This window comes from Rhizobium sp. FY34 (genome assembly GCF_005222845.1).
In the GTDB taxonomy this organism is placed as follows: Bacteria; Pseudomonadota; Alphaproteobacteria; order Rhizobiales; family Rhizobiaceae; genus Neorhizobium.
Genome location: NZ_STFZ01000011.1, coordinates 1 through 21,519, shown reverse-complemented (window position 1 = coordinate 21,519; position 21,519 = coordinate 1). Strand labels below are relative to the sequence as shown.

Sequence of the window (21,519 nt, the reverse complement as noted above, 5' to 3'; positions counted from 1 at the left end):
GATCTCTGGGCCGAAAGCGGCATCTTCCTGTGAGGACATCGTCAAGCTGTCTGAAAATCGCCGCATTCTCTCACCTCTTCCGACACAATGGGCGCGCATGATGGCCCCCCAAGCTGGAGGTAACATGATGGTTTTCTCGTTCTCCACGATTGCGGCGCGCCGCTATGGCTATGGGCTGAAGCCGGGTGAAGAGCCGGCAGCCGATGTCGAGGCATTGATGGCGCAGGTGCAGCGCGGCGCCAAGGCAAAGCCTCGCTTTCCTGTCGAGGGCGTGGCCGGCCGACGCGAAACGCTGGGGCGGCTTGTTTCCGTGCGGGCGGTGGAGGCGAAGGCCGCCAAGGACGGCCGGCCAAATCCGGACCTGCGCCGCGAGACGCAGCGCGATGCCGACCGGCTGCTGACCCACGATGCCATGGCGCGCATCAACCAGGCAGTCAGTTCCGAAAACGGCTTTTACGAACGGCTCGCCAGTTTTTGGCTCGACCATTTTTCGGTGAGCGCCCGCAAGAGCTATGAAATGCGCATGATGGTGCCGCTCTACGAGACTGAAGCGCTGCGGCCCAGGCTGGCCGGATCGTTTTCCGACCTGTTGCAAGCCGCCATCCTGCATCCCGCCATGCTGATCTATCTCGATCAGAACCGCTCACTGGGGCCGCAATCGCCTGCGGCGGCAAAAAACGGAGGCGGTCTCAATGAAAACCTCGGCCGTGAACTGCTGGAACTGCACACGATGGGCGTCGGCTCCGGCTATAGCCAGGCCGATGTGCAGGCAGCGGCACTGATCCTCACCGGCCTTGCCGTCGATGACCGTTCCTTCGAGGTGGCCTATCGGCCGCAGCGCGCCGAACCGGGGACACAGGAATTGCTCGGAAAGATCTATGGCCAGGGCGGACGCAGCGCCGGCGATCAGTTGGACATGCTGTCCGATCTCGCCGCCCGGCCGGAAACGGCGCGGCATATCTGCACCAAGCTGGTGCGCCATTTCGTTTCCGACACGCCGCCGCCGGAGATGATCGATACCATGCTGGCCGCCTGGGCGGAAAGCAGCGGCAACCTGCCGGCCGTATACAGGGCCATGCTGGAGCATCCGCGCGCCTTTGCCGAAGAGGAGGGCAAGGTCATTCCGCCGTTTGACTATGTGGTCTGCGGCTTTCGGGCTTTTGGGCTTACGGGCGCCGAGATGGATGCGCTGCTGAAGGGCGACGAGGATACCAAGGAGGAGATGGCCAAGCCCCTCCCTGTCAAGGCGCAGGGCGGGCGGCCCGGCGCAAATGGCCGGGCTTTGACGCTGGAGGCGCTGCGGCGCATGGGCCAGCCGGTCTGGCAGCCGCCAAGCCCGGCGGGTTTTCCCGATGCCGCTGATGCCTGGCTATCTGCCAGCCAGCTGACGGAGCGCATTGGCTGGGCAAGGCTTGCCGCACGCACGCTGGGGCCGGAGCTTCAGCCTATCGAGTTTCTGGACAGGGCGCTGGGCGGTGCCGAGAGCGACAATACACGGCTTGTGGTGTCGCAGGCGCCGAGCAAGATCCATGGTTTGACCATGGTTCTGGTCTCGCCCGAATTCAACAGGAGATGAGCATGGCCAAATCCGAAACGTCCGACAGCCTGTTTCTATCTCGCCGCGGATTTCTGGCCTCGGCCTGTTGTGCCGCAGCACTGCCGGTGCTGACGCCGGTGAGCTTTGCCGCCATGCCGGGCGACAACCGTTTCGTCACCATTATCCTGCGCGGCGCCATGGATGGGCTCGACCTGGTGCAGCCCTATGGCGATCCACAGCTGGGCATCCTTCGCCCGACGCTTGCTTTGTCGCTCAAGGACGGGCTGATCGATCTGGATGGCTATTTCGGGCTGAACCCGGCGGCGGCATCGCTCATGCCGCTGTGGCAGGCAGGCGAGCTTTCCTTCGTACATGCGACCTCGACGCCGTACCGCGACCAGCGCAGCCATTTCGACGGTCAGGATATATTGGAAACCGGCAGCATGGACGGCAAGGCATTGCGCAGCGGCTGGCTGAACCGGGCGCTGGCGCTCATTCCGCGTTCCGCATCGCGCCGGGCGATCGACATCAACACGTCGATGGAACTCATTCTGGCGGGACCCAGCGAGGCGGATGTCTGGTCGACACAAAGCAATTTCGCGCTGGCGCCGGACGAGTTGCGCTTTCTTGAGCGGCTCTATGCCGGCGATGCGGGGTTCGAGCGGGCATTGTCGGAAGCGGTCAGGACGGATCTGGCCGCCGACGGCATTTACAATGGCGGCAAGCGGGGTGCTGCGATTGCCGATATGGCAAGGCTGGCCGGTGGACTGTTGCGGCAGGACTACCGGGTGGCGAGCTTTTCACTGAATGGCTGGGACACGCATGTGAACCAGAAGACGCAGTTCGGCCAGATGGCGGGCGACCTTTCCACGGCGATTGCCGGGCTGAAAGAGGCGCTGGGACCGGAGGCCTGGAGCAGGACCGTGGTGCTGGCCATGACCGAATTTGGCCGGACCGCCCGGCAGAACGGCACCGGCGGAACCGACCACGGCACCGGCGGCGTGGCCATTCTGGCCGGCGGCGCGGTTGCCGGCGGCAGGGTTCTGGGGCGCTGGCCGGGGCTTGCCGAGGACCAGCTGTTTGAAAATCGCGACCTGATGCCGACCAGCGACCTGCGCGAACTGGCCGCCGCCATGCTTTACCAGCAGTTCGACATCACGCCTGGCAATTTGACGGGAAAAGTGTTTCCCGGCGTGAGCTTTGACAAGACGTCGATCTATCTCAAGGCGTGACAGTCTCCCGGACTTGCCGCTGGCGGGCTGCAAATGGCGATGTCTGCGCTTCCGGTGCTCACGTACTTATAAGTACGCTCCGGGTCTCGACATCATCATTTTCGCCACACCAACAGCAATTCCTGAACAGACTGTGAGACCGGCGATTTCTGCTGTTTTTACTCCTGCGGCACCGGCTTGGCATTGCCGTGCTCATCCAGCGCCACCATGATGAACGTGCCTTCGGTGACCTTTTCCTTGCGCCCGATGCGTGAGCGGTTGACCCAGGCTTCCACCTGCAGCGTCAGCGATGTGCGGCCGATGCGGGCGATATTGGTGTAGATGCTCAAGGTATCACCGATCTTGACCGGGCGCTGGAAGGCCATTTCCTTGACGGCGGCGGTGACGACACGACAGCGGGCACGCTCGCCGGCGCGGATGCCGGCTGCAAGGTCCATCTGCGCCATGACCCAGCCGCCGAAAATATCGCCGGCCGGATTGGCATCGCCGGGCATGGCCAGCGTTCGCAGGGTCAGCTCTCCATCGGGAGCGGAGGGCGTATCGGTATCGGTTCCTGTTGCCTCGGTCATGATTATCTCCTGCGGGATATCGAATTCGTTCTACTCTATTGTGCAATGCGCAATAGCGCGGACTGTATGAGCCAGTAGCGTGACTGACAATCCCCGTTGCGGCGAGCGAGGCAAAGATCGACGACCAGTCGGAATTTACAACTCCGTAATAACAATCCTCTAATTTGAAGGTTCTATTTGCCATGGGGGATGAGCATGAAGAACTTTCGCCTATCGACCAGGCTCTATCTAATGGTAGCGCTTGCAGTCGTTCTTCTGGCCGGTGCGATGACGCTCAGTCTGTCGCAAGGCTATGCATCGCTGGAAAAAGAACGCAAGGCGGCGCTGGCTGCCATGAATGCCAATGCCATCAGCCTGTTGAAGAGTTTTCAGGCGCAGGAGGCTTCCGGTGCCATGACCCGCGAGCAGGCCCAGGCGGAAGCCAAGCGGCTGATCGGCGTGATGCGCTATGACAATGGCAGCGGCTACTTCTGGATCAACGACATGCAGCCGAAAATGGTGATGCATCCGATCAAGCCGGAGATGAACGGCACGGATGTCAGCCAGTCGAAGGATCCGAACGGCAAGTTCCTGTTCATGGACATGGTCAAGACGGTGAAAGCTTCTGGCCAGGGCTTTGTCGATTATGACTGGCCCAAGCCTGGCGCCGACAAGCCTGTCGAGAAATATTCACATGTGGCCGGCTTCGAGCCCTGGGGCTGGCTGGTTGGCACCGGCGTTTATGTCGATGACCTGAAGGCGCTGTTCTGGCAGAAGGCCCTGCATTTCGCGTTTGTCTCCGGCATTGCCATGGCGATCCTGGCCGCTGTTGCCTATCTGATCGTGCGCAGCGTGACCGGCCCGGTCACCTCCATCCGCTCTGCCTTGCAGCGCATGGCGGCCGGCGAAGCGAATGTCGACATTGCCGGAGCCGACCGCGGCGACGAGCTGGGCGATATAGCAAAATCGCTGCTGGTACTGCGCGATGCGGTGAATGACCGTGTCATGCTGCAGAACCGGGATGCCGACCAGCAGCGCGCACTGGCTTCCGATCGCGAGCGGGCGGCCCGCCAAGCGCAGGCGGCGGCCGAGCGGCAGGAGCAGGCCATGGAGGTTCTGGGTCAGGCGCTGGAAGCGCTGGCCCGCGGCAATCTGTCCATCGTGCTGGCCGATCTGGGATCCGATTACGCCAAGCTTCGCGGCGATTTCAACGCCGCCGTCACCTCGCTGCGCGGCACGATCGAGGCCATCGCCGAGACCGGCAATGTGGTCTATGACAGTGCCAACGACATTTCCGGCGCCACCAACAACCTGTCGCGCCGCACGGAGCAGCAGGCCGCAGCGCTGGAGGAAACAGCTGCGGCGCTGGAGGAAATCACCGCAACCGTCAAGACCGCCTCCGAGCGTGCCGTCGAAGCCCGCGCCATGGTGGCCGATACGAAGGCAAGCGCCGGACGGTCCGGCCAGATCGTCTCCCAGGCGATCGATGCCATGGGCCGCATCGAACAGTCGTCGCAGAAGATCAGCCAGATTATCTCGGTGATCGACGAGATCGCCTTCCAGACCAACCTTCTGGCGCTGAATGCTGGCGTGGAAGCCGCGCGTGCCGGCGAGGCGGGCCGTGGCTTTGCGGTGGTTGCCCAGGAGGTGCGCGAGCTTGCCCAGCGGTCCGCCAATGCGGCCAAGGAAATCAAGGCGCTGATCAATGCCTCGGCGCAGGAAGTCGATGCCGGTGTCTCGCTGGTGCGTACCACCGGCGATGCCCTGGTGGAGATTTCGCATCTGGTCGAGAAGGTCAATGCGCAGGTGGAGGGTATTGCCACCGCCTCGCGCGAGCAATCGACTGGGCTGCAGGAAATCAATGCCTCGGTCAATTCGATGGACCAGATGACCCAGCAGAATGCCGCCATGGTGGAGGAATCCACTGCCGCCAGCCAGACGCTGGCCGAACAGAGCCGTCACCTACAATCGCTTCTGTCGGGCTTCGAGCTTGGCCGTGGCACAGGCCAGACCCTAACCCGCGCCGCCTGACGGGCATTGCCCGTTACCTGTGCGCGACCAGAGGCCCGCCGCTTCGCCACGGCGGGCCTTTTCTGTTCGCTGTTGCGGTGTCTGGCATGCGAGCCGCCGGCACAAGGTCATGAAATGGCCTTGTTTGCGAAAGCCTCTGTTTACCCTGTCTGCTTACAATCCGTCACTGTGGCATTCCTGCACGCCCCTTGAGAGCAGACTTGTATGGCGTATGTGTTTATCTCCCGGCGGGCCATTGCCCTGCTGATGATCTCGACCATGCTGGTGGGCTGCACGGCCGATGGGCTTGTGCCGCCCGGCTCGATCGACAGTGGCACGCGGGTGGGCGCCATCCGGCCGCAGGCGCCGGTTCCGGCCCAGAGTGCGCAGGGCTATGGCGCCGTTCCGCAACCCATGGTGCAGGCACAAAATCTTCAATCGTTTGAGCGTGGACCAGCGCCGCAGGCCGGGTTGCAGCAGGCCATGCCGCCTTCAGGGTCCGGCAGCGCCCGCCTGCCGATGATCGACAGCGATGCGGCCATGGGGGTTCAGGAGGCCCGCGTGATGGGCGCGCCGCCATCGAACCTTGGCACGCTCACCTATGATCGCAATGGCGTCAATATGGATGCCGATCTCGGCGTCGGGGTGGGACAGGCGGCCGAGGATGCGCGTGTTGTCGGGCTTGCCGAAGAGCAGGACGGCGATATTGCCGAGGGCAATGCGAGCCATCCGGTCGTCGATGGGATCGGTACCGACAATCCGGTGGCGCGATCCGCACCCGTGGCGCGATCCGGCCAGCGGGCGCCTTCAGCCTCTGCCATCGGTGATCAGGATCTCGTCATCGTGCCACCGAAGCGCGGGCCGCAATCGGCGCGCAGCGACATGTCTGCACAGCCCCGCTGGGACGATCAGCAGCCGGTGACGCTGCCGAGCCGGCCAAAGCCCGAGCCGCAGCAGGTGGCCATGCTGATGCCGAACAATCCCGATGCGTTGCGCCAGAGCCCGCGCCAGGATGGGCCGATGCCGGCCTCCGAGCTTGCCTGCCGGCGCGAGCTGCAGCGCATGGGCGTTGAATTTACCGACAGGCCGCGCATCGAGGATGGCCCGAGCTGCGGCATCGATTATCCGGTATCGCTGAGCGGCCTATCCGGCAATATCAATGTTCGCCCGGCCGTGACGCTCAACTGCCAGACGACGCTGGCCTTTGCCAAATGGGTGAAGAACGAACTGGCGCCTTCGGCACGGCTGCGCTACCTCACCGGCATCGGTTCGATCCAGCCGATGGGCGGCTATTCCTGCCGGCGGATGAACAATAGCCGCCAGCGCTACAACCCTATGTCGGAGCATGCGCGCGGCAATGCCATCGATATCGGCAAGTTCACGCTGAAGAACGGCCATGAGATCGATGTGCGCCAGAAGGGCTTTTTCTCCTTCCGCGAGGCGGGCCTCTTGAAGGCGGTGCGCAGCGACAGCTGCAAATATTTCAACACGGTTCTTGGCCCCGGCAGCAATAAGGAACACTGGAACCACTTCCATTTCGACCTGCGCAGCCGTGGCTCTGGCGCCCGGTATTGCGACTGATCTAATCGACAGGGCGCAGCGAGGGCAGTCCCTCAGGACCGGCAAGGAAGTCGAGGAAGCTGCGCACCTTGGCCGGCAGATAGCTGCGGTCGGGATAGACGGCATAAAGTGTCGTTGCCGGCTGCAGCTCGTCCTGCAGCACGGCCTCCAGCCGCCCCTCAGCCAGATCGCTTGCGATCAGGAGATTGGGCAGGAAGGCCAGGCCAGCACCTTCGCATGCTGCCTGGTAGAGCAATGTCTCGTTGCTGGTCTGAATGACGGCGGAAAACTGAATGTCGACCTGACGCCCGTCCTGTTCATAGCGAACCCGGCCATTCGGCGCGACGGGCGTATAGGCGAGGAAGGGCTTGCCGATCAGGTCTGCCACCGAGCCCGGCCGTCCCATCCTGTCGAGCCAGGCCGGCGCTGCGACCAGGCAGAACGACACATCGATCAGGCGGCGGGCTATCAGTCCGTCATCCAGATAGATGGAGGCCCGCAAGGCGAGATCGAATCCCTCTTCGACCAGGTTCATCTGTTTGCCGCTCAAATCGAGTTCCAGGGTGACCTCGGGATAGAGCGTGCGATAGCGCGTCAGGACACGGGCAAAGGGCCGGTTGGCGAGCCAGACCGGCAGGCTGACCTTCAGCGTTCCTTTTGGTGAAATGCGGTTATGCGCCAGTTCGGCCTCTGCATCCGACAGCCCCTCCAGCAAGGGCCGCACGCGCGACAGATAGGTGACGCCGGCTTCCGTCAGGCTGACGCTGCGGCTGGTTCTGTTGAGAAGCCGTGCACCGACCCGGGCCTCGAGGTGCTGGACGTGTTTGCTGGTCATGGCTGCAGACAGGCCAATCCGTTCCGCCACGGCGGAAAAGCTGCGTGCCTCTGCCACTGCTGCAAACACCTTGAGGCTCATCAATGTGTCCATCGTGTTGCGATCCTGTCCCTGACGTCTGGTCGGTCATCTGTTGAACTGCCGGCGAACCGGTAGCGGTCGCTTCCTTGCCCAAGATTGTGGCGCCGATAGGGGCAACACTTGGCGCTGCGCCCTGCAAAGCTACAGGCCCCCGAGAGACTCACGCACGCGACCATGGGCTGTGCCTCCGATAGCTGGGTCTGGCCAGGCACTTCCCTTCCAGCAACGCGACGGCCATTATTAACTCAGGAGATATCATGTATCAATATTTCCTATAATGATTGCCTACTAGGAAATCATTACCATCCTGCCATCGTCGTCGCCGGTCCAGTGGACCGTTTCAACAAGGAGAGGCAGGATGAGCATGACAATCGAAACACCCGCTGCCACGGGCAGCAAGGCTTGGAATATCTCGCTATGGGTCGCGCAGGTCGTGCTGGCCGCGTTCTACCTGATGGCCGCCTACATGCATGGCCTGATGTCCGTCGAAGCCCTTGCCCAGATGGGTGCCGTGTGGGTTCAGGAGTATCCGATCGCACTCGCGCGCTTCATCGGCATCATGGAATTCCTCGGGGTTCTCGGCCTCATCCTGCCGGGTGTGACCCGCATCCGCCCGGAACTGACCGTATGGGCCGCTGCCGGTCTCCTGGCCATCCAGGTTCTGGCGGTGCCGTTTCATGCGGTGCGCGGCGAGTTTGCCGCTCTGCCGTTCAACCTGATCTACGTGGTTCTGGCCGTCTTCGTCCTGTGGGGCCGCCTGCGTAAAGCGCCGCTGACGGGACGCCCCTGAGCCGAACGGCAGGCCCGGCAACTGCCCGGGCCTGCCATCTGGCAGAGCAAAGCGGCAGAGGAGCGCACGCATGCAGATTGATGCAGTCAGGCCGGCGGATGGCCGACAGGAACACTCCGCAGATGGCCGATCCGTACAGGAAGCGCCCGCACAGGATCGCCTGCGTTGGGGCATGGTGGAATTCCAGGTCCGCGATATCATCCGCAGCACCGCCTTCTGGTGCGATGTCCTGGGCTTCGTCGACCGCGGTCGCAACGCAGGCGGAAAGGCGCTGGGAACGACAGAGGAGACACTGGTGATCCTGCATGAGGGCGCAGGCGGCCCGGTGGATCGCCGCGCTGCCGGACTTTACCATGTGGCATTCGGCGTACCGGACCAGATCGAGTTTTCACGGCTTCTGGCGCGTTTTTCCCATCAGCGGCAGATGTTCTCGCCGATCGACCACACCATGTCGAAAGCCATCTATCTCAACGATCCGGACGGTATCGGTATCGAATTCGCACTGGAAACGCCGGAGCGTTTTGGCCGGTTTTCCGAGATGACGCATGACTTCAGTGTCTACGACAGCGATGGTTGTCGCCGTAGCGGGCGTGACCTGCTGGACGTGCGCGCAGAACTGAAGCGACTGGCGGAGGGTACGAACCTGTCACGTCCCATCGCTTCGGGCACATGTGTCGCGCATCTGCATTTCCAGGTGCCGAGGATTGAGGAAGCGCTGGATTATTTCCAGGCTGTGGGGTTCGCACGCAACCTCTTCCTCCCGCATTTCGGCTTTGCCGATATGAGCGCCGGTTCCGCCTATACCCACAGGCTTGCCTTCAACCTGTGGGCCGGCCGCGATATCCTGCCGCCCGATTCCGACAGCGCCAGACTGATCCGTTACTCGCTTTTCGCAGAGGGCGTGACCGACGACTGTCTGCGGTCCGACCCCTTCGACATCGACATGCTGTTGCGGCCTCTCGTCAAGGATTGAGCCGCTCGAGACCTGGCAGACCGCGAGACTGTTTGCACCACGGCGGACAAGACCATCCGCCGTGGTTTTCGATGGCTGGCGCAGACCGGTATGGGGCCGGTTTTCGTCAGGGCGCCATCGTCTTCTGGCCGGCCTTGTCGGTCCATTCCGGCGGCGCGCCGACCATTCCTGCCACCATGCCGGGAATGCCGGGTTCGCGCCCGAAGGTGTCGCAGGCGGCGTATTTCGGTTTTCCGCCGAAATGGGAGTTGATGCGCTGGCCAGACGGCAGCGCGATATCGAGAGCCGTCGGCATTTTCCCCTTGATCATCAGTTGCGAGAAGTCGCTGCCGAAGGCGGAGGCGAGTTGATAGGCATCGCCGACCTCTGAGACACGTGGCTTGCTGGTGATGGAATTGGCGCCCTTTGCCCAGAGAATTGCCGCGCGTTGGGTGCCGGTAGCGTCCACTGCCTCGCCCTCGACGGCAAGGCCACCCAGACCGACCGGCAGACGCGGAACACTCACCGGCAGGACGACGCTGCTGCCGAGCGATACCGCCGTGGCCACGCCCGCGGCCGCCTTGCCGGTCGGAACGACATCGCTGATGACGTTGCGGATCGTCAGATCCGCCGGCTGGTCGGACGCCACGATCTGGTATCGATCGCTCAGGGCGATGCAGAGCGCACGATCGAGCGCATGGGTGACGAGTGCGCGGTCTTGCGGCTGCGCGATCCGGCCGCTGGCCCGGTCCGAAAAACGGGTGGGGATGATGCGCACGGTCTTCACCGTCGCCATGACCGCGGGATCGGCGAAGGAACGCGACTTGCCGAGGCTGCCCTTCTGCTGGCCGAGATTGTCGTAGGACGAGAGGGAGCCGCTTTGCACCAGATCCAGCGAGGCGCAGCCGCTTGCGAGGATCGCCAGCGCAAGCGAGACCAGACTGAGTGTGGGGTGGCGACGTCTGCCGGTGGCCTGGCCATGGTGTGATCGTTTTGGATAGGCCAGAGTGTGTCGGCGGGAGAAATGGGTCAAAGGATCGGCTCCGGCACGGGTTGAGCTTGGATGTCGACGGATGCCACCTCGGATGTGGCCCTCCGCAGCCTGACGCGCATTGCGCTCTTGCATGTTCGCTCCTGCGCGTCAGGTCGCTGTTGCAGCACATGCTGTGGGCGCCAATGCCTGCACAGCTTGCCCGCATGCAGGTTAGACTTACAGGTGCTTGCAGACCCCGTCATGGCGGGCTTCGGAAGGGATGGCTTTCGGCTGCGTTGATGATGACTGCTGTCGGTTCCCCTGACAGGCCCGGCGTTCCGAGCCTTTTTGCCGGGATATCGCTGCCGTCAGTGCGGTCACCGTCGCATTTTTGACACAGACGGTCTGATCCCTGCAGTCTCTCTGTCATCGCGGCCGGTTTGCAGATCCGGCGCCGCCTTCTGCCCGAAAGGAAAGTGTTTCATGAGCCTTCTCACCATTGGTGTCCTGTTTGGCGGCCAGTCGGCCGAACATGATGTGTCGCTGATGTCGGCCGCCAATGTGATGAAGGCGATGGACCGCGCCCGCTATACGGTCGTGCCGATCTTCATCGCCCGTGACGGATGCTGGTTCCTGCGCGAGGACAATGCCGAAGCCGTGTCGCCGCAGGCGGGCAAAGGGGTGGCCGTAGCGCTGGTGCCGGGCGGCAAGGGCCGGCTGGTGGCGGTGGAGGAGGGCGGCCTTCATGCCGTTCTGCCAAAACTCGATTTTCTGTTGCCCGTTCTGCATGGCCGCTATGGCGAGGATGGCACGGTGCAGGGCTATGCGGAAATGGCGGGCCTGCCCTATGCCGGCTGTGGCATTCTGGGTTCGGCAGCCGCTATGGACAAGGATGTGGCCAAGCGCCTTTTGCGCGAGGCCGGATTGCCGGTGGCCCGCGCGCTGAAGCTGGATAGCGCAGACGAAATGGATGCCGAGGCGCTGGAGCAGCAGTTCGGCTATCCCTTCTTCGTCAAGCCCGCCCGCCAGGGCTCGTCCTTCGGTGTCTCGCGCGTCGATGGTGCCCAGGCCGTGCGCCCGGCGCTGACAAAGGCCTTTGAATTCGACGGCAAGGTACTGGTCGAGGAGTTCCTGGCCGGTCGCGAGATCGAATGCGCGGTGCTGGAGCACGCCGACGGGCGCCTCACCATCTCGCCGCCCGGTGAAATCGTCACCGCCAAGGCGCATGATTTTTATAATTACGAGGCCAAATATTTCGATCCGGATGGCGCCAAGATCATCATTCCGGCAGAGGTGGGCGCCGACGTTGTGGAAGAAGCCAAGGCCATGGCCGCCAGGGCCTTCCGGGCGCTGTGTTGCCAAGGCATTGCCCGCGTCGATTTCTTCCTGCTTGAGGATGGCCGGCTTTATGTCAACGAGGTCAATACGATGCCGGGCTGCACCAACCGCTCCATGTATCCCTTAGCGCTGGCCGAATGCGGGATCAGCTATTCCGGCTGGATCGACGTGGCCGTGGATTATGGCCTGAAGCGCGGGTGAGGACCAGTCTCCCCAGCGGGCCAGCGGGAATGATCTGATGCACGTCATGCAATTGCACTACCTTGCTGGACAGAGTTCGCATTTTGCGCGTTTTGCACGGCGCGCAAATCTGGCCTGACGACACTTGGTATGAGTTGACGCCATCTGGCTTGATCGCCCACTCAGTCCACCCTCGCAATCTTTCCGACATGCCTATATAGGGGGGCTCTATCCTGCCGCATCCTTGAGCATTCCGGGAAATCATGTCCTCCATCGTATCCATCCAGAACCTGACGAAAACCTATGCCAACGGGTTTCAGGCGCTGAAAGGCGTCGATCTTGAAATCCGTGCCGGCGAGATCCTGGCGCTTCTCGGGCCAAACGGCGCCGGCAAGACCACGCTGATTTCGATTGTCTGCGGGCTTTCCATGCCGACAGCCGGCAGGGTTCTGGTGGATGGCCATGATGTGGTCACGGAATTTCGCCAGACGCGCAGGCTGATCGGCCTTGTGCCGCAGGAACTGACGACCGACCAGTTCGAGACCGTGTGGAACACGGTGACGTTTTCGCGCGGGCTGCATGGGCAAAAGACCAACAAGCCGCTGATCGAGCAGATCCTCAAGGATCTTTCGCTGTGGGACAAGCGCGACAACAAGCTGCGTGAGCTTTCCGGCGGCATGAAGCGGCGCGTGCTGATTGCCAAGGCCTTGGCGCATGAGCCACGCATTCTGTTTCTCGACGAGCCGACGGCGGGGGTAGATGTCGAGCTTCGTCGCGGCATGTGGGCGGCGATCAACCGGCTGCGCGAGACGGGCGTGACCGTCATCCTTACCACGCATTATATCGAGGAGGCCGAGGAAATGGCCGACCGGATCGGCGTCATTTGCGGCGGAGAACTGCTGCTGGTCGAGGAGAAGCAGGCGCTGATGCAGAAGCTGGGCCGCAAGGCGCTGCATCTGGAACTGAAGGCGCCGCTGGATGTGCTGCCGCCGACGCTTGCCGCCCTCGGCGTGACGCTTTCGGACAATCGGCGCGGGCTGGTGCATGAATATGGCAATGGCGATGGGGTGGCAGGTGCCGGCGAGGGGCGGATCGGCCAGGTTCTGGCGGCTGTCGAGGCGGCGGGACTTTCGATTTCCGATGTCTCGACGCGCCAGAGTTCGCTGGAAGATATTTTCGTATCGCTGGTGGGAGCAAAGCCATGAACATCGAAGCGATCAAATCGATCTATTATTTCGAAATGGCGCGCATGGGGCGCACGCTGCTGCAAAGCGTCATTTCGCCGGTCATCACCACATCTTTGTATTTCATCGTGTTCGGCACGGCGATCGGCTCGCGCATCAATGAAGTGGGCGGCGTGTCCTATGGTGCCTTCATCACGCCGGGCCTGATCATGCTGACGCTTCTGTCGCAATGCATCAGCAATGGCTCGATTGGCATCTATTTTCCAAAGTTCACCGGCACGATCTACGAACTTCTCTCGGCGCCGGTCTCTATGACGGAAGTGGTGATCGGCTATGTCGGGGCAGCGGCCACCAAGGGGCTGCTGATCGGCCTGATCATTCTGGCCACCGCATCCTTCTTCGTCGATCTCACCATCGCCCATCCGTTTCTCATGCTGATGTTCATGGTGCTGACGGCGGTGACCTTTTCGATGTTCGGCTTCATCATCGGCATCTGGGCGGATAATTTCGAGCAGTTGAACCTGGTGCCGATGCTGGTCGTGCCGCCGCTCACCTTTCTTGGCGGCAGTTTCTATTCGATCGACATGCTGCCGCCCTTCTGGGCCGCAGTCAGCCACCTTAATCCGGTGCTCTATCTGGTCTCCGGTTTTCGCTGGAGCTTTTACGAGGTTTCTGACGTCAATCCGCTGATCAGCCTGGTGATGATTGCCGTGTGCCTTGCTGTGTGTCTTGGCGTGCTGTCCTGGATCTTTCGCACCGGCTACCGGCTGCGCAAGTGATCAATCGCGCAGCCTGAGTTCGTCGGTCTGCATCTGCAGCGAGCCAAGCGTGGAGAGGAAGCTCATGCCGAGCAGGCTTTCCTCCAGCCGCCCGCGCTCGGCCACCATGGCGCGGATATCCTGGCGGCTGATCGGGCCGATGGCCATGGACTCGAGGCGCACGGGGGCGGCAAAGGCGCGGCCATTGGCCGTCATCACCGGTACGGAATAGGTGAGCGTGTCGGGCTTCAACCCCAGCCGTTCGGCATCGTCATAGGCGAGCACGACGGCGCTGGCACCCGTATCGACCAGCATGGCCACATTCTGTCCATCGATTGTGACCTGCGCCTGGAAATGGCCGCCGCGCCCGCGATAGATAATCACTTCCTCGCCGCCTTCGCTGGTGGTCATCACCATCGGGCTTCCGGGAATGAGGCCCGCCGTCAGGCGCGCGGTAAAGCTTTGCAGATCATTGCGGTAGAGATAGCCAGCGACCAGCACGAGAGCGATGATTAGCCAGACGGCGATATTGCGCAGGATCTCGCCCGCCGGCCCGCGGCGCCCGGCGAGCACGCCCGCCGACAGAAGCAGGATGATGGCCGACATCTGGACGATATGGCCGAAATCATCATTCGCCAGACCAAAGGTCTGGCCCGCATCATGATTGAAGATCAACAGAGCAAGGCCGCCGCCCAGCACGATGAGGAGCAGGGTGAGCATGTTCATTAGCCCTGCCTTTCGCGCGCCAGACGCTGGCGTTTCGTTTCGCGGCGCGGCTTGCGCTCCAGGCTCTCCATGCGCGCGGCAAGCGTGGTCATAATGCTGGCGCGTTCGCCATCGCTATAGGCGGTCCAGCCGGCGATTTCGTCGCGCGTGCGACCGCAGCCGAAACAGAGGCCGGTCTTGTCATCCAGGGTGCAGACGAGTGTGCAGGGACTGAGCATGGGCATTTATATCATATGCTCAGATCAAGACCGCAAGGGCGATCAGCAGTACCGTTTCCGTGATCTGCTGGCTGGCGCCAATCGTATCGCCCGTATGTCCGGCAATCGTGGTTCTGACGAAACGTGTGAAGGCGAAAAGCGCAAGCGCGCAGGCGGCAAGCGACAGAAGCAGGCTTGCCGGGGCAATGCCTTGAGCGAGGAGCGGCAGGCTTGCGGCAAGGCCGATGGCAAGTGCTGCGTTGCGCGCCGAAAGCAGCGGCTGGCCGACGGCAACGGCGGTGCCATTGTCGCGCGCCGGCGGCAGTGCCTGCCAGTGCCAGACCATCAGGGCGCGTGAGAGGGCAGCGGACGCGAGGAAGGTAAGGGCCGCAAGACTGGAGCCACCAAGCGACAGGAGCGCGGCAAGGGCAAAGGCACGAAGGCCGAAGGAGAGGATGAGCGCGATGACACCATAGGAGCCGATGCGGCTATCCTTCATGATGGAGAGCGCCTGCGGCTTGTCTCGACCGCCAAACAGGCCGTCGGCGCTATCGGCCAGGCCATCTTCGTGCAGGCCTCCGGTCAAGAATGCCATCAGGCCAAGCGCGAGGAGAGAGGCGAGAAGTGCGGTTTCGGGCCGGCCGATGGCGAGCAGCAGCAGGGCAGGCGGCACGGCGATGAGCAGGCCGGCAGCCGGAAAGGCGCGGCAGGCGCGCGAGACCGAACCATCATGGCCGATGAAAAAGCGGGCGGGGACGGGCAGGCGCGACAAAAAGGCGAGCGAGCGGGCGAAGTCTGTGAAAAATTCCATGGCGTTTGGCAGTTGTTCCTCCGTGCATGCCTGATAAAGAAGGCACCAAATCAGATTCCGCCGCGCTTCACAAACGGGCGGCACGACCAGACCTATAGAGAAAGAATGATCCGATGAGCATGAGCGGCCTGCCTTTCGACGATTTCCGCGTGCTGCTGCGCGACCTTCCCGGCCCCGACAGCCGTGCGCTGGTCAATGCCCGCGAACGCGATGCGCAGCTGACCAAGCCGGCCGGTTCGCTCGGCCGGCTGGAAGAGATCGCCTATTGGCTGGCGGCCTGGACCGGGCGGGCGCCTGCGGTGAACCGGCCGCTGGTGGCGATCTTTGCCGGCAATCACGGTGTGGCCCGCCATGGCATTACCCCCTATCCGCCGAGCGTGACGCAGCAGATGGTGGAGAATTTCGCCGCAGGTGGTGCGGCCATCAACCAGATCTGCGCCGCTTATGACCTTGGCCTGAAGATCTTCGATCTGGCGCTCGACTATCCGACCGGCGACATCACCTGCGAGGCGGCTTTGTCCGAGCGCGACTGTGCCGCCACCATGGCCTTTGGCATGGAAGCGATTGCCGGCGGGACGGATCTGCTGTGCATTGGCGAAATGGGCATTGGCAATACGACGATTGCAGCCGCCATCAATCTGGCGCTTTATGGCGGCGAAGCGGAAGACTGGGTTGGTCCCGGCACCGGCTCGCAGGGCGAGGTTCTGGCCCGCAAGGTGGCAGCCGTGAAGGCGGCAATTGCCTTCCACAAGGACCATCTGTCCGACCCGCTGGAAGTGCTGCGCCGGCTTGGCGGGCGCGAAGTGGCGGCCATGGCCGGTGCAATCCTCGCCTGCCGCGTGGAAAAGATCCCCGTGCTGATCGATGGCTATGTGGCAACGGCGGCAGCGGCAATCCTGAAGGCCGCCAATCCCGCAGCGCTTGACCATTGCCTGATCGGCCATGTCTCGGCCGAGCCTGGCCATCTGAAGGCGATCGAAAAGCTGGGCAAGACGCCGCTCCTGGCGCTTGGCATGCGGCTGGGTGAGGGCACCGGTGCGGCGCTCGCCGCCGGTATCGTCAAGGCGGCGGCGGCCTGCCATTCCGGCATGGCGACCTTTGCCCAGGCCGGCGTGACGACGGCTGGCACGCCCGCACCGCACACGCATTGAGCTCAGTTTCCGGGAAAACCTTCCGGATCCTGATGTGCATGCCGAAAACCGATGATGACAATCTCATCGTCGGTGACTTCGTAAAAGATGAGATACGGATAGGGATTGGCAAGGATCACGCGCAAGGCATTGATCTGCGTTGCGCGTCCCATTTGCGGAAAATCCGGTAGCATCGCGATCAATCCTTGCAGGCGCGATGCAAGCTTGTCTGCTCCGGCAGGCGAGTGGTGTCTGACGTAATCGAGCATCGAGCCCAGTTCACTCAATGCAATCGGCGTATAGCGCAGGTTCAGAGACCGTGGCGGCGCCATAGGGCCCGCACCTCGTCTTCGCTGGCGAATTCGCGCTTCTTCGCCTGTTCCAGCGACGGTCTCAACCCTTCGATTTCATCCTGTGACAGAACATGCAGGGTTTCATCGTCCTGCGCCATTTCCAGCACAAGCCGCGCGATTTCGTCCTGCTTTTCCGGTGGCAGCAGGCGGGCGGTCTCGATCGCAATGTCGAAGAGTGTTGTCATGGCGCAATTATGCGCCGATTTTAGGAAGCGGGAAAGAGGCCGGGCAGGTGTTTTGATTGAGCCATAGCAGAGGCTCGGTCTAATGCGCTTAGCCGAAGCTCTTGCGGCGCGGCTCGACAGCCGGGGTATCGGTCACTGGCGGAAGCGATTGCAGCACGCGGGTGGCGGGCAGGATGGCGATGACTTCGGTGCCTTCGCGCAGCTTGGATTTGAGGATGAACTGTCCATCATGCTTGGCAAGGATGGCCTGGACGATGGGCAGGCCAAGACCTGTGCCCTGCTCGGCGCTCTTGATGGCGATGGAGCCCTGGCCGAAGGCGGACAGCACGACGGGAATTTCCTCCTCGGCAATGCCCGGACCATTGTCCTTGATCGCCACATATTGACCGCCGCCGGCCGTCCAGCCGACCTTGACGGTGACCTCGCCACCCTGGCTGGTGAATTTGACGGCGTTGGACAAGAGGTTCAGCAGCACCTGGCGGATGGATTTCTCATCCGCCCAGACCTGCGGTAGATCCGGCTCGAACTGCTGATGGATGCTGATGCTCTTGGCGCGGGCGCGCAATTGCACCATGCCGATGCAATCCTCGGCCACTTCCAGGAGGGACAGGCTTTCCTCGCTCAGCTCATAGCGACCGGCCTCAATGCGCGACAGATCGAGGATTTCGTTGATGAGGTTAAGCAGGTGCTGGCCGGAGCGGTGAATATCGCCGGCATATTCGCGGTAGGTGGGATTGGCGAGCGGGCCTAAAACCTCGGAACTCATGACTTCGGAAAAGCCGAGGATGGCATTCAGCGGCGTGCGCAATTCATGCGACATGGAGGCAAGGAAGCGCGATTTGGCGAGATTGGCTTCTTCCGCGCGCCGCCGCGCCTCATCGGAGACCGATTTTGCGACTTCCAGTTCGGCAATCAGGTCATCCTTTTCCGACTGATAGGACATCAGCGTGAGATTGGTGCGATGCAGCCGGTCGCTGATATAATAGAAAAGAACCAGAGCCGTGGCGCTCATGCCGGTCAGTGCCACATCCATCAGTTGATGCGACAAGAGAGCCGCAATGCCAAGCACCGCGACCGTCGGCGCAAAGGTGATCAGCAGCGCCTGGCGCAGCATGATGCTGCCGATCGCCGAGATGGAAATGGCCACCAGCAGAACGGCACCCTGATAGACGTAGAAGCCATCATTGCCGCAGGCAGGGCAATCGACCAGCGCAAACAGCGCCCAGCAGCCGCCCATCAGCGCCTGGCCGGCCAGCAGCAGATGGCGCCAGCGCTGGGTCCGGGCACCGGACAGATCGACGCGTGATGCCCGCCGTGCCAGAAGCAGGTTGATCGAATGGACAGCTAGTGACAGCAGCGCCCAGGGAAACAGTTTGGCATCGCCACTGATATAGATGCCGATGGCGGCCACGACGACGATGAAGGTCGGCAGGATGAGCGCGCCTTGCAGCATGGCGGCGATGTGCAGGGCCAGCATGTCGCGATCGAAGGCGTGGCTGCCTTTGCTGCTCGACTGCAGCCGTTCACGCGTCGCACGCACCGTCTTCGAAACCGCCTTGTTACGGTGGCTTCGCGAACGATCGACGATGTTTTTGTCGGGGGAGGTGCTGACGCCGCTACTCATGACCCTGGCTGCTGATCGTTAAGGTTTTCAGCCTAGTGGGAAAATCTTAAGAAGATCCTGCCAGGCAAGGATCTGTTTGCTATCTTTTTCAAGAGTCTGTTGGGATTTGGGGCCACTCAGTGTCGAAAGCCTATCGCCACCACCGGCGCATGCGCCTGTCGAAGGATCTCGGCCTCACCCTGTGCTTCCTGTTTCTGCTGGCGCTGGTCGCTGCCCGTCTTGGTGGTGACGGCGAGGAAACTGTTTTTGTCGGCCCTTTCCGGGTGGTGGATGGCGATACGCTGGCGGTGGGAAGCCAGCGTCTGCGGCTGATCGGTATCGATGCGCCGGAGCTTGCGCAGGCGTGCCGGCACAAGGACGGACAGGAATGGGCCTGCGGCGAGGCCGCAAGGGCTTCTTTGGCGCGGCTAATCGCCGGCGGTGCGCTGGAATGTCGCGGCTTCTCCACAGACCGATACCACCGTCTTCTCGTCGGCTGTTTCAGCAATGGCCAGAATATCGGTGCCCTGATGGTGCGCGAGGGCCTGGCGCTCGCCACCGGTGCCATAACCTTCCGGCGTGAGCAGGCCAGTGCGCAAGCGGCGCGGGCCGGCATATGGGTTGGCGAATTCGAGCATCCGCGGGAATGGCGCAGCCGCATGGGCCTCATGAACGCAGAGGAAGACAAGGAGGGGCTTTGGCACAGCATGAGGAATTTTCTATCGCTGAACTGGCTATGACAGGCGCAGGGGCGTGCGCTGTGGATCACCAGCGGATCGACCTGTTGACTGAGGCGATCAGCGGCTGTCGCATCTGTCGAGATGCGCCGGCACAAGGCATGGCCAAGCGATTGCCGCATGAGCCACGGCCGGTTGTGGTTCTGTCATCGCGGGCGCGGGTGCTGATTGCCGGACAGGCGCCGGGGCTGCGCGTGCATGAAAGCGGCCTGCCTTTCAATGATGCCTCGGGCGACCGGCTGCGCGACTGGCTCTCGGTCAGCCGCGAGGAATTCTATGACCGCGACCGGTTCGCCATCGTTCCGATGGGCTTCTGCTTTCCCGGCTATGACGACAAGGGCAGCGATCTGCCGCCGCGCATGGAATGCGCGCCCAAGTGGCGGCGCGCGGTGATCGACGCCATGCCGCAGGTGGAACTGGTGCTGGCCATCGGTGCCTATGCGCAAGCCTGGCATATGCCGGGACTTGTACAGAAAACGATGACGGCAACGGTTGAAAACTGGCGCGCCGGTTTCGGTGTCAATCACGGACCAAAAGTCCTGCCGCTGCCCCATCCCAGCTGGCGCAATAGCGGCTGGTTGAAACGCAATCCCTGGTTCGCGGCCGAGGTGCTGCCGGTGCTGCGCCAGCATGTGGACAGGCTGGTGCGTTGAAACGATTTTCGGTTACATGCTCTGAATTTCGCGATATGAAGAAAAATAATCTCTGAAGGAGCCCCGATGGACCGCCTCGACCGCAAGATCCTGCGTATTCTCCAGGAAGACTCGACGCTGGCCGTCGCTGACCTCGCCAAGAAAGTGGGGCTTTCCACGACGCCCTGTTGGCGCCGCATCCAGAAGATGGAAGAGGATGGCGTGATCCGGCGCCGCGTGGCGCTGCTCGATCCCGGCAAGGTGAATACCAAGGTCACGGTTTTCGTGTCCATCCGCACGGCCAGCCATTCGGTGGAATGGCTGAAGCGGTTTTCCGAAGTGGTGGTGGATTTCCCCGAAGTGGTGGAATTCTATCGTATGAGCGGCGACGTGGACTATCTGCTGCGTGTCGTCGTGCCGGATATCGGCGCCTATGACGCCTTCTACAAGCGGCTGATCGCCCGGATCGAAATCCGCGATGTGTCTTCGGCCTTTGCCATGGAACAGATCAAATACACGACGGAACTGCCGCTGGATTACATGATGCTGGACAATCACAAAGCCGGCGAGGAGTGATCGTTCTGCGTTATCAATTGAAAAGAAAGGCCGGTCACGCGGGTGCGTGACCGGCCCAGACTGCTGACAAACCCGTCGATTTTTTCGGCGGGTTTTTCTCATTTCTGGGATGCCGCTCAGGTGGTGTTCGTGGAGGTTGGTTAAGTGATCCAAAGCAGGCCTGAGAGCCTCAAGCACATGCTGGCTTGGGGGCTTTGGTTATTGCAATGGCGATCTTCTTGATGTTCTGCGCGGCGGCGGCCAGCAGGCATTGCCACCTGACCTTGATGAGGCCGCGCAAGCGGGCATAGCGGTGCCCGTGAAGCTGTTTGGCGTCAGCAAAGGAGCGCTCGACCGTCTCCTTTCGTCGCTTGTAGATCGCCTTTCCCCAGGCTGTCTTGCGATTGGCGTCGGTTCGCTCGCGGGCATCTTGCCAGACATGGCGGGTGATGGTGCGCTCCGCCTTGGCGTTTGCTGTGCAGGAGGCCAGAAGCGGGCAGTCGCGGCAGATGGACGGGTCGGAGCGGTAGTGCTTGTAGCCGTTGCGGTCGGTGGTGGCGTAGGTGAGCAACTGGCCTTGAGGGCAACGATAACCGTCGGTCTCTGGCTCAA

The 21,519-nt window shown here is 62.3% G+C and carries 23 protein-coding genes; 13 read left to right on the top strand and 10 right to left on the bottom strand.

All coding sequences use genetic code 11. The features are described 5' to 3' along the window. The first annotated feature begins 124 nt into the window (after window positions 1-124). A complete protein-coding gene (locus E8M77_RS07270) occupies window positions 125-1,576 on the top strand; it encodes a DUF1800 domain-containing protein (RefSeq protein WP_246659165.1) in 1,452 nt (483 codons plus the stop codon). Then, window positions 1,573-2,769 (top strand): DUF1501 domain-containing protein, encoded by a 1,197-nt coding sequence (locus E8M77_RS07265; RefSeq protein ID WP_137129970.1) that lies wholly within the window; start codon window positions 1,573-1,575, stop codon window positions 2,767-2,769. The genes E8M77_RS07270 and E8M77_RS07265 overlap by 4 nt, the downstream gene beginning before the upstream one ends. A 158-nt stretch (window positions 2,770-2,927) precedes the next feature. On the opposite strand, the gene E8M77_RS07260 is transcribed toward E8M77_RS07265, so the two are convergent. Next, a complete protein-coding gene (locus E8M77_RS07260; RefSeq protein ID WP_137129969.1) occupies window positions 2,928-3,338 on the bottom strand; it encodes an acyl-CoA thioesterase in 411 nt (136 codons plus the stop codon). Window positions 3,339-3,533: 195 nt separating this feature from the next. Between E8M77_RS07260 and E8M77_RS07255 the strand changes: the two genes are divergently transcribed. Together E8M77_RS07255 and E8M77_RS07250 are read left to right on the top strand one after the other, a co-directional pair. Further along, window positions 3,534-5,348, top strand: coding sequence for a methyl-accepting chemotaxis protein (locus tag E8M77_RS07255; protein ID WP_137129968.1), 1,815 nt, complete (start codon window positions 3,534-3,536; stop codon window positions 5,346-5,348). Window positions 5,349-5,552: 204 nt separating this feature from the next. Then, complete coding sequence (locus E8M77_RS07250; protein ID WP_137129967.1) at window positions 5,553-6,908, top strand: extensin family protein; 1,356 nt, start codon at window positions 5,553-5,555, stop codon at window positions 6,906-6,908. Between the two features lies 1 nt (window position 6,909). On the opposite strand, the gene E8M77_RS07245 is transcribed toward E8M77_RS07250, so the two are convergent. After that, window positions 6,910-7,815, bottom strand: a complete 906-nt coding sequence (locus tag E8M77_RS07245; RefSeq protein ID WP_137129966.1) for a LysR family transcriptional regulator — start codon at window positions 7,813-7,815, stop codon at window positions 6,910-6,912. A gap of 346 nt (window positions 7,816-8,161) precedes the next feature. Here E8M77_RS07245 and E8M77_RS07240 point away from each other — a divergent pair, with 346 nt between their 5' ends. Next, complete coding sequence (locus E8M77_RS07240) at window positions 8,162-8,593, top strand: DoxX family protein (RefSeq protein WP_205910464.1); 432 nt, start codon at window positions 8,162-8,164, stop codon at window positions 8,591-8,593. Between the two features lie 70 nt (window positions 8,594-8,663). Next, window positions 8,664-9,566, top strand: coding sequence for a VOC family protein (locus E8M77_RS07235; protein ID WP_137129965.1), 903 nt, complete (start codon window positions 8,664-8,666; stop codon window positions 9,564-9,566). Between the two features lie 106 nt (window positions 9,567-9,672). Here the strand turns inward: E8M77_RS07235 and E8M77_RS07230 are convergent, their stop codons facing one another. After that, on the bottom strand, window positions 9,673-10,485 hold the full coding sequence (locus E8M77_RS07230) for a DUF3313 domain-containing protein (protein WP_246659185.1): 813 nt from the start codon (window positions 10,483-10,485) through the stop codon (window positions 9,673-9,675). Between the two features lie 516 nt (window positions 10,486-11,001). Between E8M77_RS07230 and E8M77_RS07225 the strand changes: the two genes are divergently transcribed. From E8M77_RS07225 to E8M77_RS07215, 3 genes are all read left to right on the top strand, one after another. After that, entirely contained in the window at window positions 11,002-12,057 is a 1,056-nt protein-coding gene (locus E8M77_RS07225; protein WP_137129963.1) for a D-alanine--D-alanine ligase family protein, read from the top strand. A gap of 242 nt (window positions 12,058-12,299) precedes the next feature. Beyond that, window positions 12,300-13,241: an ABC transporter ATP-binding protein gene (locus E8M77_RS07220; RefSeq protein WP_137129962.1), complete on the top strand. Its 942-nt coding sequence runs from the start codon at window positions 12,300-12,302 to the stop codon at window positions 13,239-13,241. After that, complete coding sequence (locus E8M77_RS07215) at window positions 13,238-13,999, top strand: ABC transporter permease (protein WP_137129961.1); 762 nt, start codon at window positions 13,238-13,240, stop codon at window positions 13,997-13,999. Before E8M77_RS07220 ends, E8M77_RS07215 begins: the two co-directional genes overlap by 4 nt. Here the strand turns inward: E8M77_RS07215 and E8M77_RS07210 are convergent, their stop codons facing one another. From E8M77_RS07210 to cobS, 3 genes are read right to left on the bottom strand one after another with little or no spacing between them, the layout of a single operon-like run. Next, window positions 14,000-14,704 (bottom strand): TIGR02281 family clan AA aspartic protease, encoded by a 705-nt coding sequence (locus tag E8M77_RS07210; RefSeq protein WP_137129960.1) that lies wholly within the window; start codon window positions 14,702-14,704, stop codon window positions 14,000-14,002. Further along, window positions 14,704-14,922 carry a DUF1289 domain-containing protein gene (locus tag E8M77_RS07205; protein ID WP_137129959.1) on the bottom strand — a complete coding sequence of 73 codons (219 nt, stop codon included), beginning with the start codon at window positions 14,920-14,922 and terminating at the stop codon, window positions 14,704-14,706. Before E8M77_RS07205 ends, E8M77_RS07210 begins: the two co-directional genes overlap by 1 nt. A gap of 19 nt (window positions 14,923-14,941) precedes the next feature. Continuing rightward, complete coding sequence (gene cobS, locus E8M77_RS07200) at window positions 14,942-15,712, bottom strand: adenosylcobinamide-GDP ribazoletransferase (RefSeq protein WP_137129958.1); 771 nt, start codon at window positions 15,710-15,712, stop codon at window positions 14,942-14,944. A gap of 113 nt (window positions 15,713-15,825) precedes the next feature. Here cobS and cobT point away from each other — a divergent pair, with 113 nt between their 5' ends. Continuing rightward, window positions 15,826-16,863: a nicotinate-nucleotide--dimethylbenzimidazole phosphoribosyltransferase gene (gene cobT, locus E8M77_RS07195; RefSeq protein ID WP_137129957.1), complete on the top strand. Its 1,038-nt coding sequence runs from the start codon at window positions 15,826-15,828 to the stop codon at window positions 16,861-16,863. Window positions 16,864-16,865: 2 nt separating this feature from the next. On the opposite strand, the gene E8M77_RS07190 is transcribed toward cobT, so the two are convergent. The 3 genes from E8M77_RS07190 to E8M77_RS07180 all read right to left on the bottom strand — a co-directional run bounded on the left by E8M77_RS07190 (window position 16,866) and on the right by E8M77_RS07180 (window position 19,004). Further along, window positions 16,866-17,174 carry a type II toxin-antitoxin system RelE/ParE family toxin gene (locus E8M77_RS07190; RefSeq protein ID WP_137129956.1) on the bottom strand — a complete coding sequence of 103 codons (309 nt, stop codon included), beginning with the start codon at window positions 17,172-17,174 and terminating at the stop codon, window positions 16,866-16,868. Further along, on the bottom strand, window positions 17,153-17,380 hold the full coding sequence (locus E8M77_RS07185; RefSeq protein ID WP_137129955.1) for a hypothetical protein: 228 nt from the start codon (window positions 17,378-17,380) through the stop codon (window positions 17,153-17,155). The genes E8M77_RS07190 and E8M77_RS07185 overlap by 22 nt, the downstream gene beginning before the upstream one ends. An 88-nt stretch (window positions 17,381-17,468) precedes the next feature. After that, window positions 17,469-19,004: a HAMP domain-containing sensor histidine kinase gene (locus tag E8M77_RS07180; RefSeq protein WP_137129954.1), complete on the bottom strand. Its 1,536-nt coding sequence runs from the start codon at window positions 19,002-19,004 to the stop codon at window positions 17,469-17,471. 119 nt (window positions 19,005-19,123) lie between these two features. On the opposite strand from E8M77_RS07180, the gene E8M77_RS07175 reads away from it, so the two are divergent. From E8M77_RS07175 to E8M77_RS07165, 3 genes are all read left to right on the top strand, one after another. Further along, on the top strand, window positions 19,124-19,723 hold the full coding sequence (locus E8M77_RS07175) for a thermonuclease family protein (protein ID WP_137129953.1): 600 nt from the start codon (window positions 19,124-19,126) through the stop codon (window positions 19,721-19,723). Beyond that, window positions 19,720-20,373: a uracil-DNA glycosylase family protein gene (locus E8M77_RS07170; protein WP_137129952.1), complete on the top strand. Its 654-nt coding sequence runs from the start codon at window positions 19,720-19,722 to the stop codon at window positions 20,371-20,373. Before E8M77_RS07175 ends, E8M77_RS07170 begins: the two co-directional genes overlap by 4 nt. 66 nt (window positions 20,374-20,439) lie before the next feature. Further along, window positions 20,440-20,928: an Lrp/AsnC family transcriptional regulator gene (locus E8M77_RS07165; RefSeq protein WP_137129951.1), complete on the top strand. Its 489-nt coding sequence runs from the start codon at window positions 20,440-20,442 to the stop codon at window positions 20,926-20,928. 169 nt (window positions 20,929-21,097) lie between these two features. On the opposite strand, the gene E8M77_RS07160 is transcribed toward E8M77_RS07165, so the two are convergent. Beyond that, window positions 21,098-21,519: transposase (locus E8M77_RS07160; RefSeq protein ID WP_170975776.1), on the bottom strand; the 422-nt coding region annotated here is incomplete at its 5' end.

Bases quoted from the DNA above. Each gene is read 5' to 3' on its own strand.
- E8M77_RS07220 (WP_137129962.1), top strand. From the start codon at position 12,300: ATGTCCTCCATCGTATCCATCCAGAACCTGACGAAAACCTATGCCAAC.
- cobS (WP_137129958.1), bottom strand. From the start codon at position 15,712: ATGGAATTTTTCACAGACTTCGCCCGCTCGCTCGCCTTTTTGTCGCGC.
- E8M77_RS07240 (WP_205910464.1), top strand. From the start codon at position 8,162: ATGAGCATGACAATCGAAACACCCGCTGCCACGGGCAGCAAGGCTTGG.
- E8M77_RS07170 (WP_137129952.1), top strand. From the start codon at position 19,720: ATGACAGGCGCAGGGGCGTGCGCTGTGGATCACCAGCGGATCGACCTG.
- E8M77_RS07235 (WP_137129965.1), top strand. From the start codon at position 8,664: ATGCAGATTGATGCAGTCAGGCCGGCGGATGGCCGACAGGAACACTCC.
- E8M77_RS07210 (WP_137129960.1), bottom strand. From the start codon at position 14,704: ATGAACATGCTCACCCTGCTCCTCATCGTGCTGGGCGGCGGCCTTGCT.
- E8M77_RS07205 (WP_137129959.1), bottom strand. From the start codon at position 14,922: ATGCTCAGTCCCTGCACACTCGTCTGCACCCTGGATGACAAGACCGGC.
- E8M77_RS07225 (WP_137129963.1), top strand. From the start codon at position 11,002: ATGAGCCTTCTCACCATTGGTGTCCTGTTTGGCGGCCAGTCGGCCGAA.
- E8M77_RS07190 (WP_137129956.1), bottom strand. From the start codon at position 17,174: ATGGCGCCGCCACGGTCTCTGAACCTGCGCTATACGCCGATTGCATTG.
- E8M77_RS07215 (WP_137129961.1), top strand. From the start codon at position 13,238: ATGAACATCGAAGCGATCAAATCGATCTATTATTTCGAAATGGCGCGC.
- E8M77_RS07180 (WP_137129954.1), bottom strand. From the start codon at position 19,004: ATGAGTAGCGGCGTCAGCACCTCCCCCGACAAAAACATCGTCGATCGT.
- E8M77_RS07245 (WP_137129966.1), bottom strand. From the start codon at position 7,815: ATGGACACATTGATGAGCCTCAAGGTGTTTGCAGCAGTGGCAGAGGCA.
- E8M77_RS07265 (WP_137129970.1), top strand. From the start codon at position 1,573: ATGAGCATGGCCAAATCCGAAACGTCCGACAGCCTGTTTCTATCTCGC.
- E8M77_RS07185 (WP_137129955.1), bottom strand. From the start codon at position 17,380: ATGACAACACTCTTCGACATTGCGATCGAGACCGCCCGCCTGCTGCCA.
- E8M77_RS07255 (WP_137129968.1), top strand. From the start codon at position 3,534: ATGAAGAACTTTCGCCTATCGACCAGGCTCTATCTAATGGTAGCGCTT.
- E8M77_RS07260 (WP_137129969.1), bottom strand. From the start codon at position 3,338: ATGACCGAGGCAACAGGAACCGATACCGATACGCCCTCCGCTCCCGAT.
- E8M77_RS07165 (WP_137129951.1), top strand. From the start codon at position 20,440: ATGGACCGCCTCGACCGCAAGATCCTGCGTATTCTCCAGGAAGACTCG.
- cobT (WP_137129957.1), top strand. From the start codon at position 15,826: ATGAGCATGAGCGGCCTGCCTTTCGACGATTTCCGCGTGCTGCTGCGC.
- E8M77_RS07270 (WP_246659165.1), top strand. From the start codon at position 125: ATGATGGTTTTCTCGTTCTCCACGATTGCGGCGCGCCGCTATGGCTAT.
- E8M77_RS07250 (WP_137129967.1), top strand. From the start codon at position 5,553: ATGGCGTATGTGTTTATCTCCCGGCGGGCCATTGCCCTGCTGATGATC.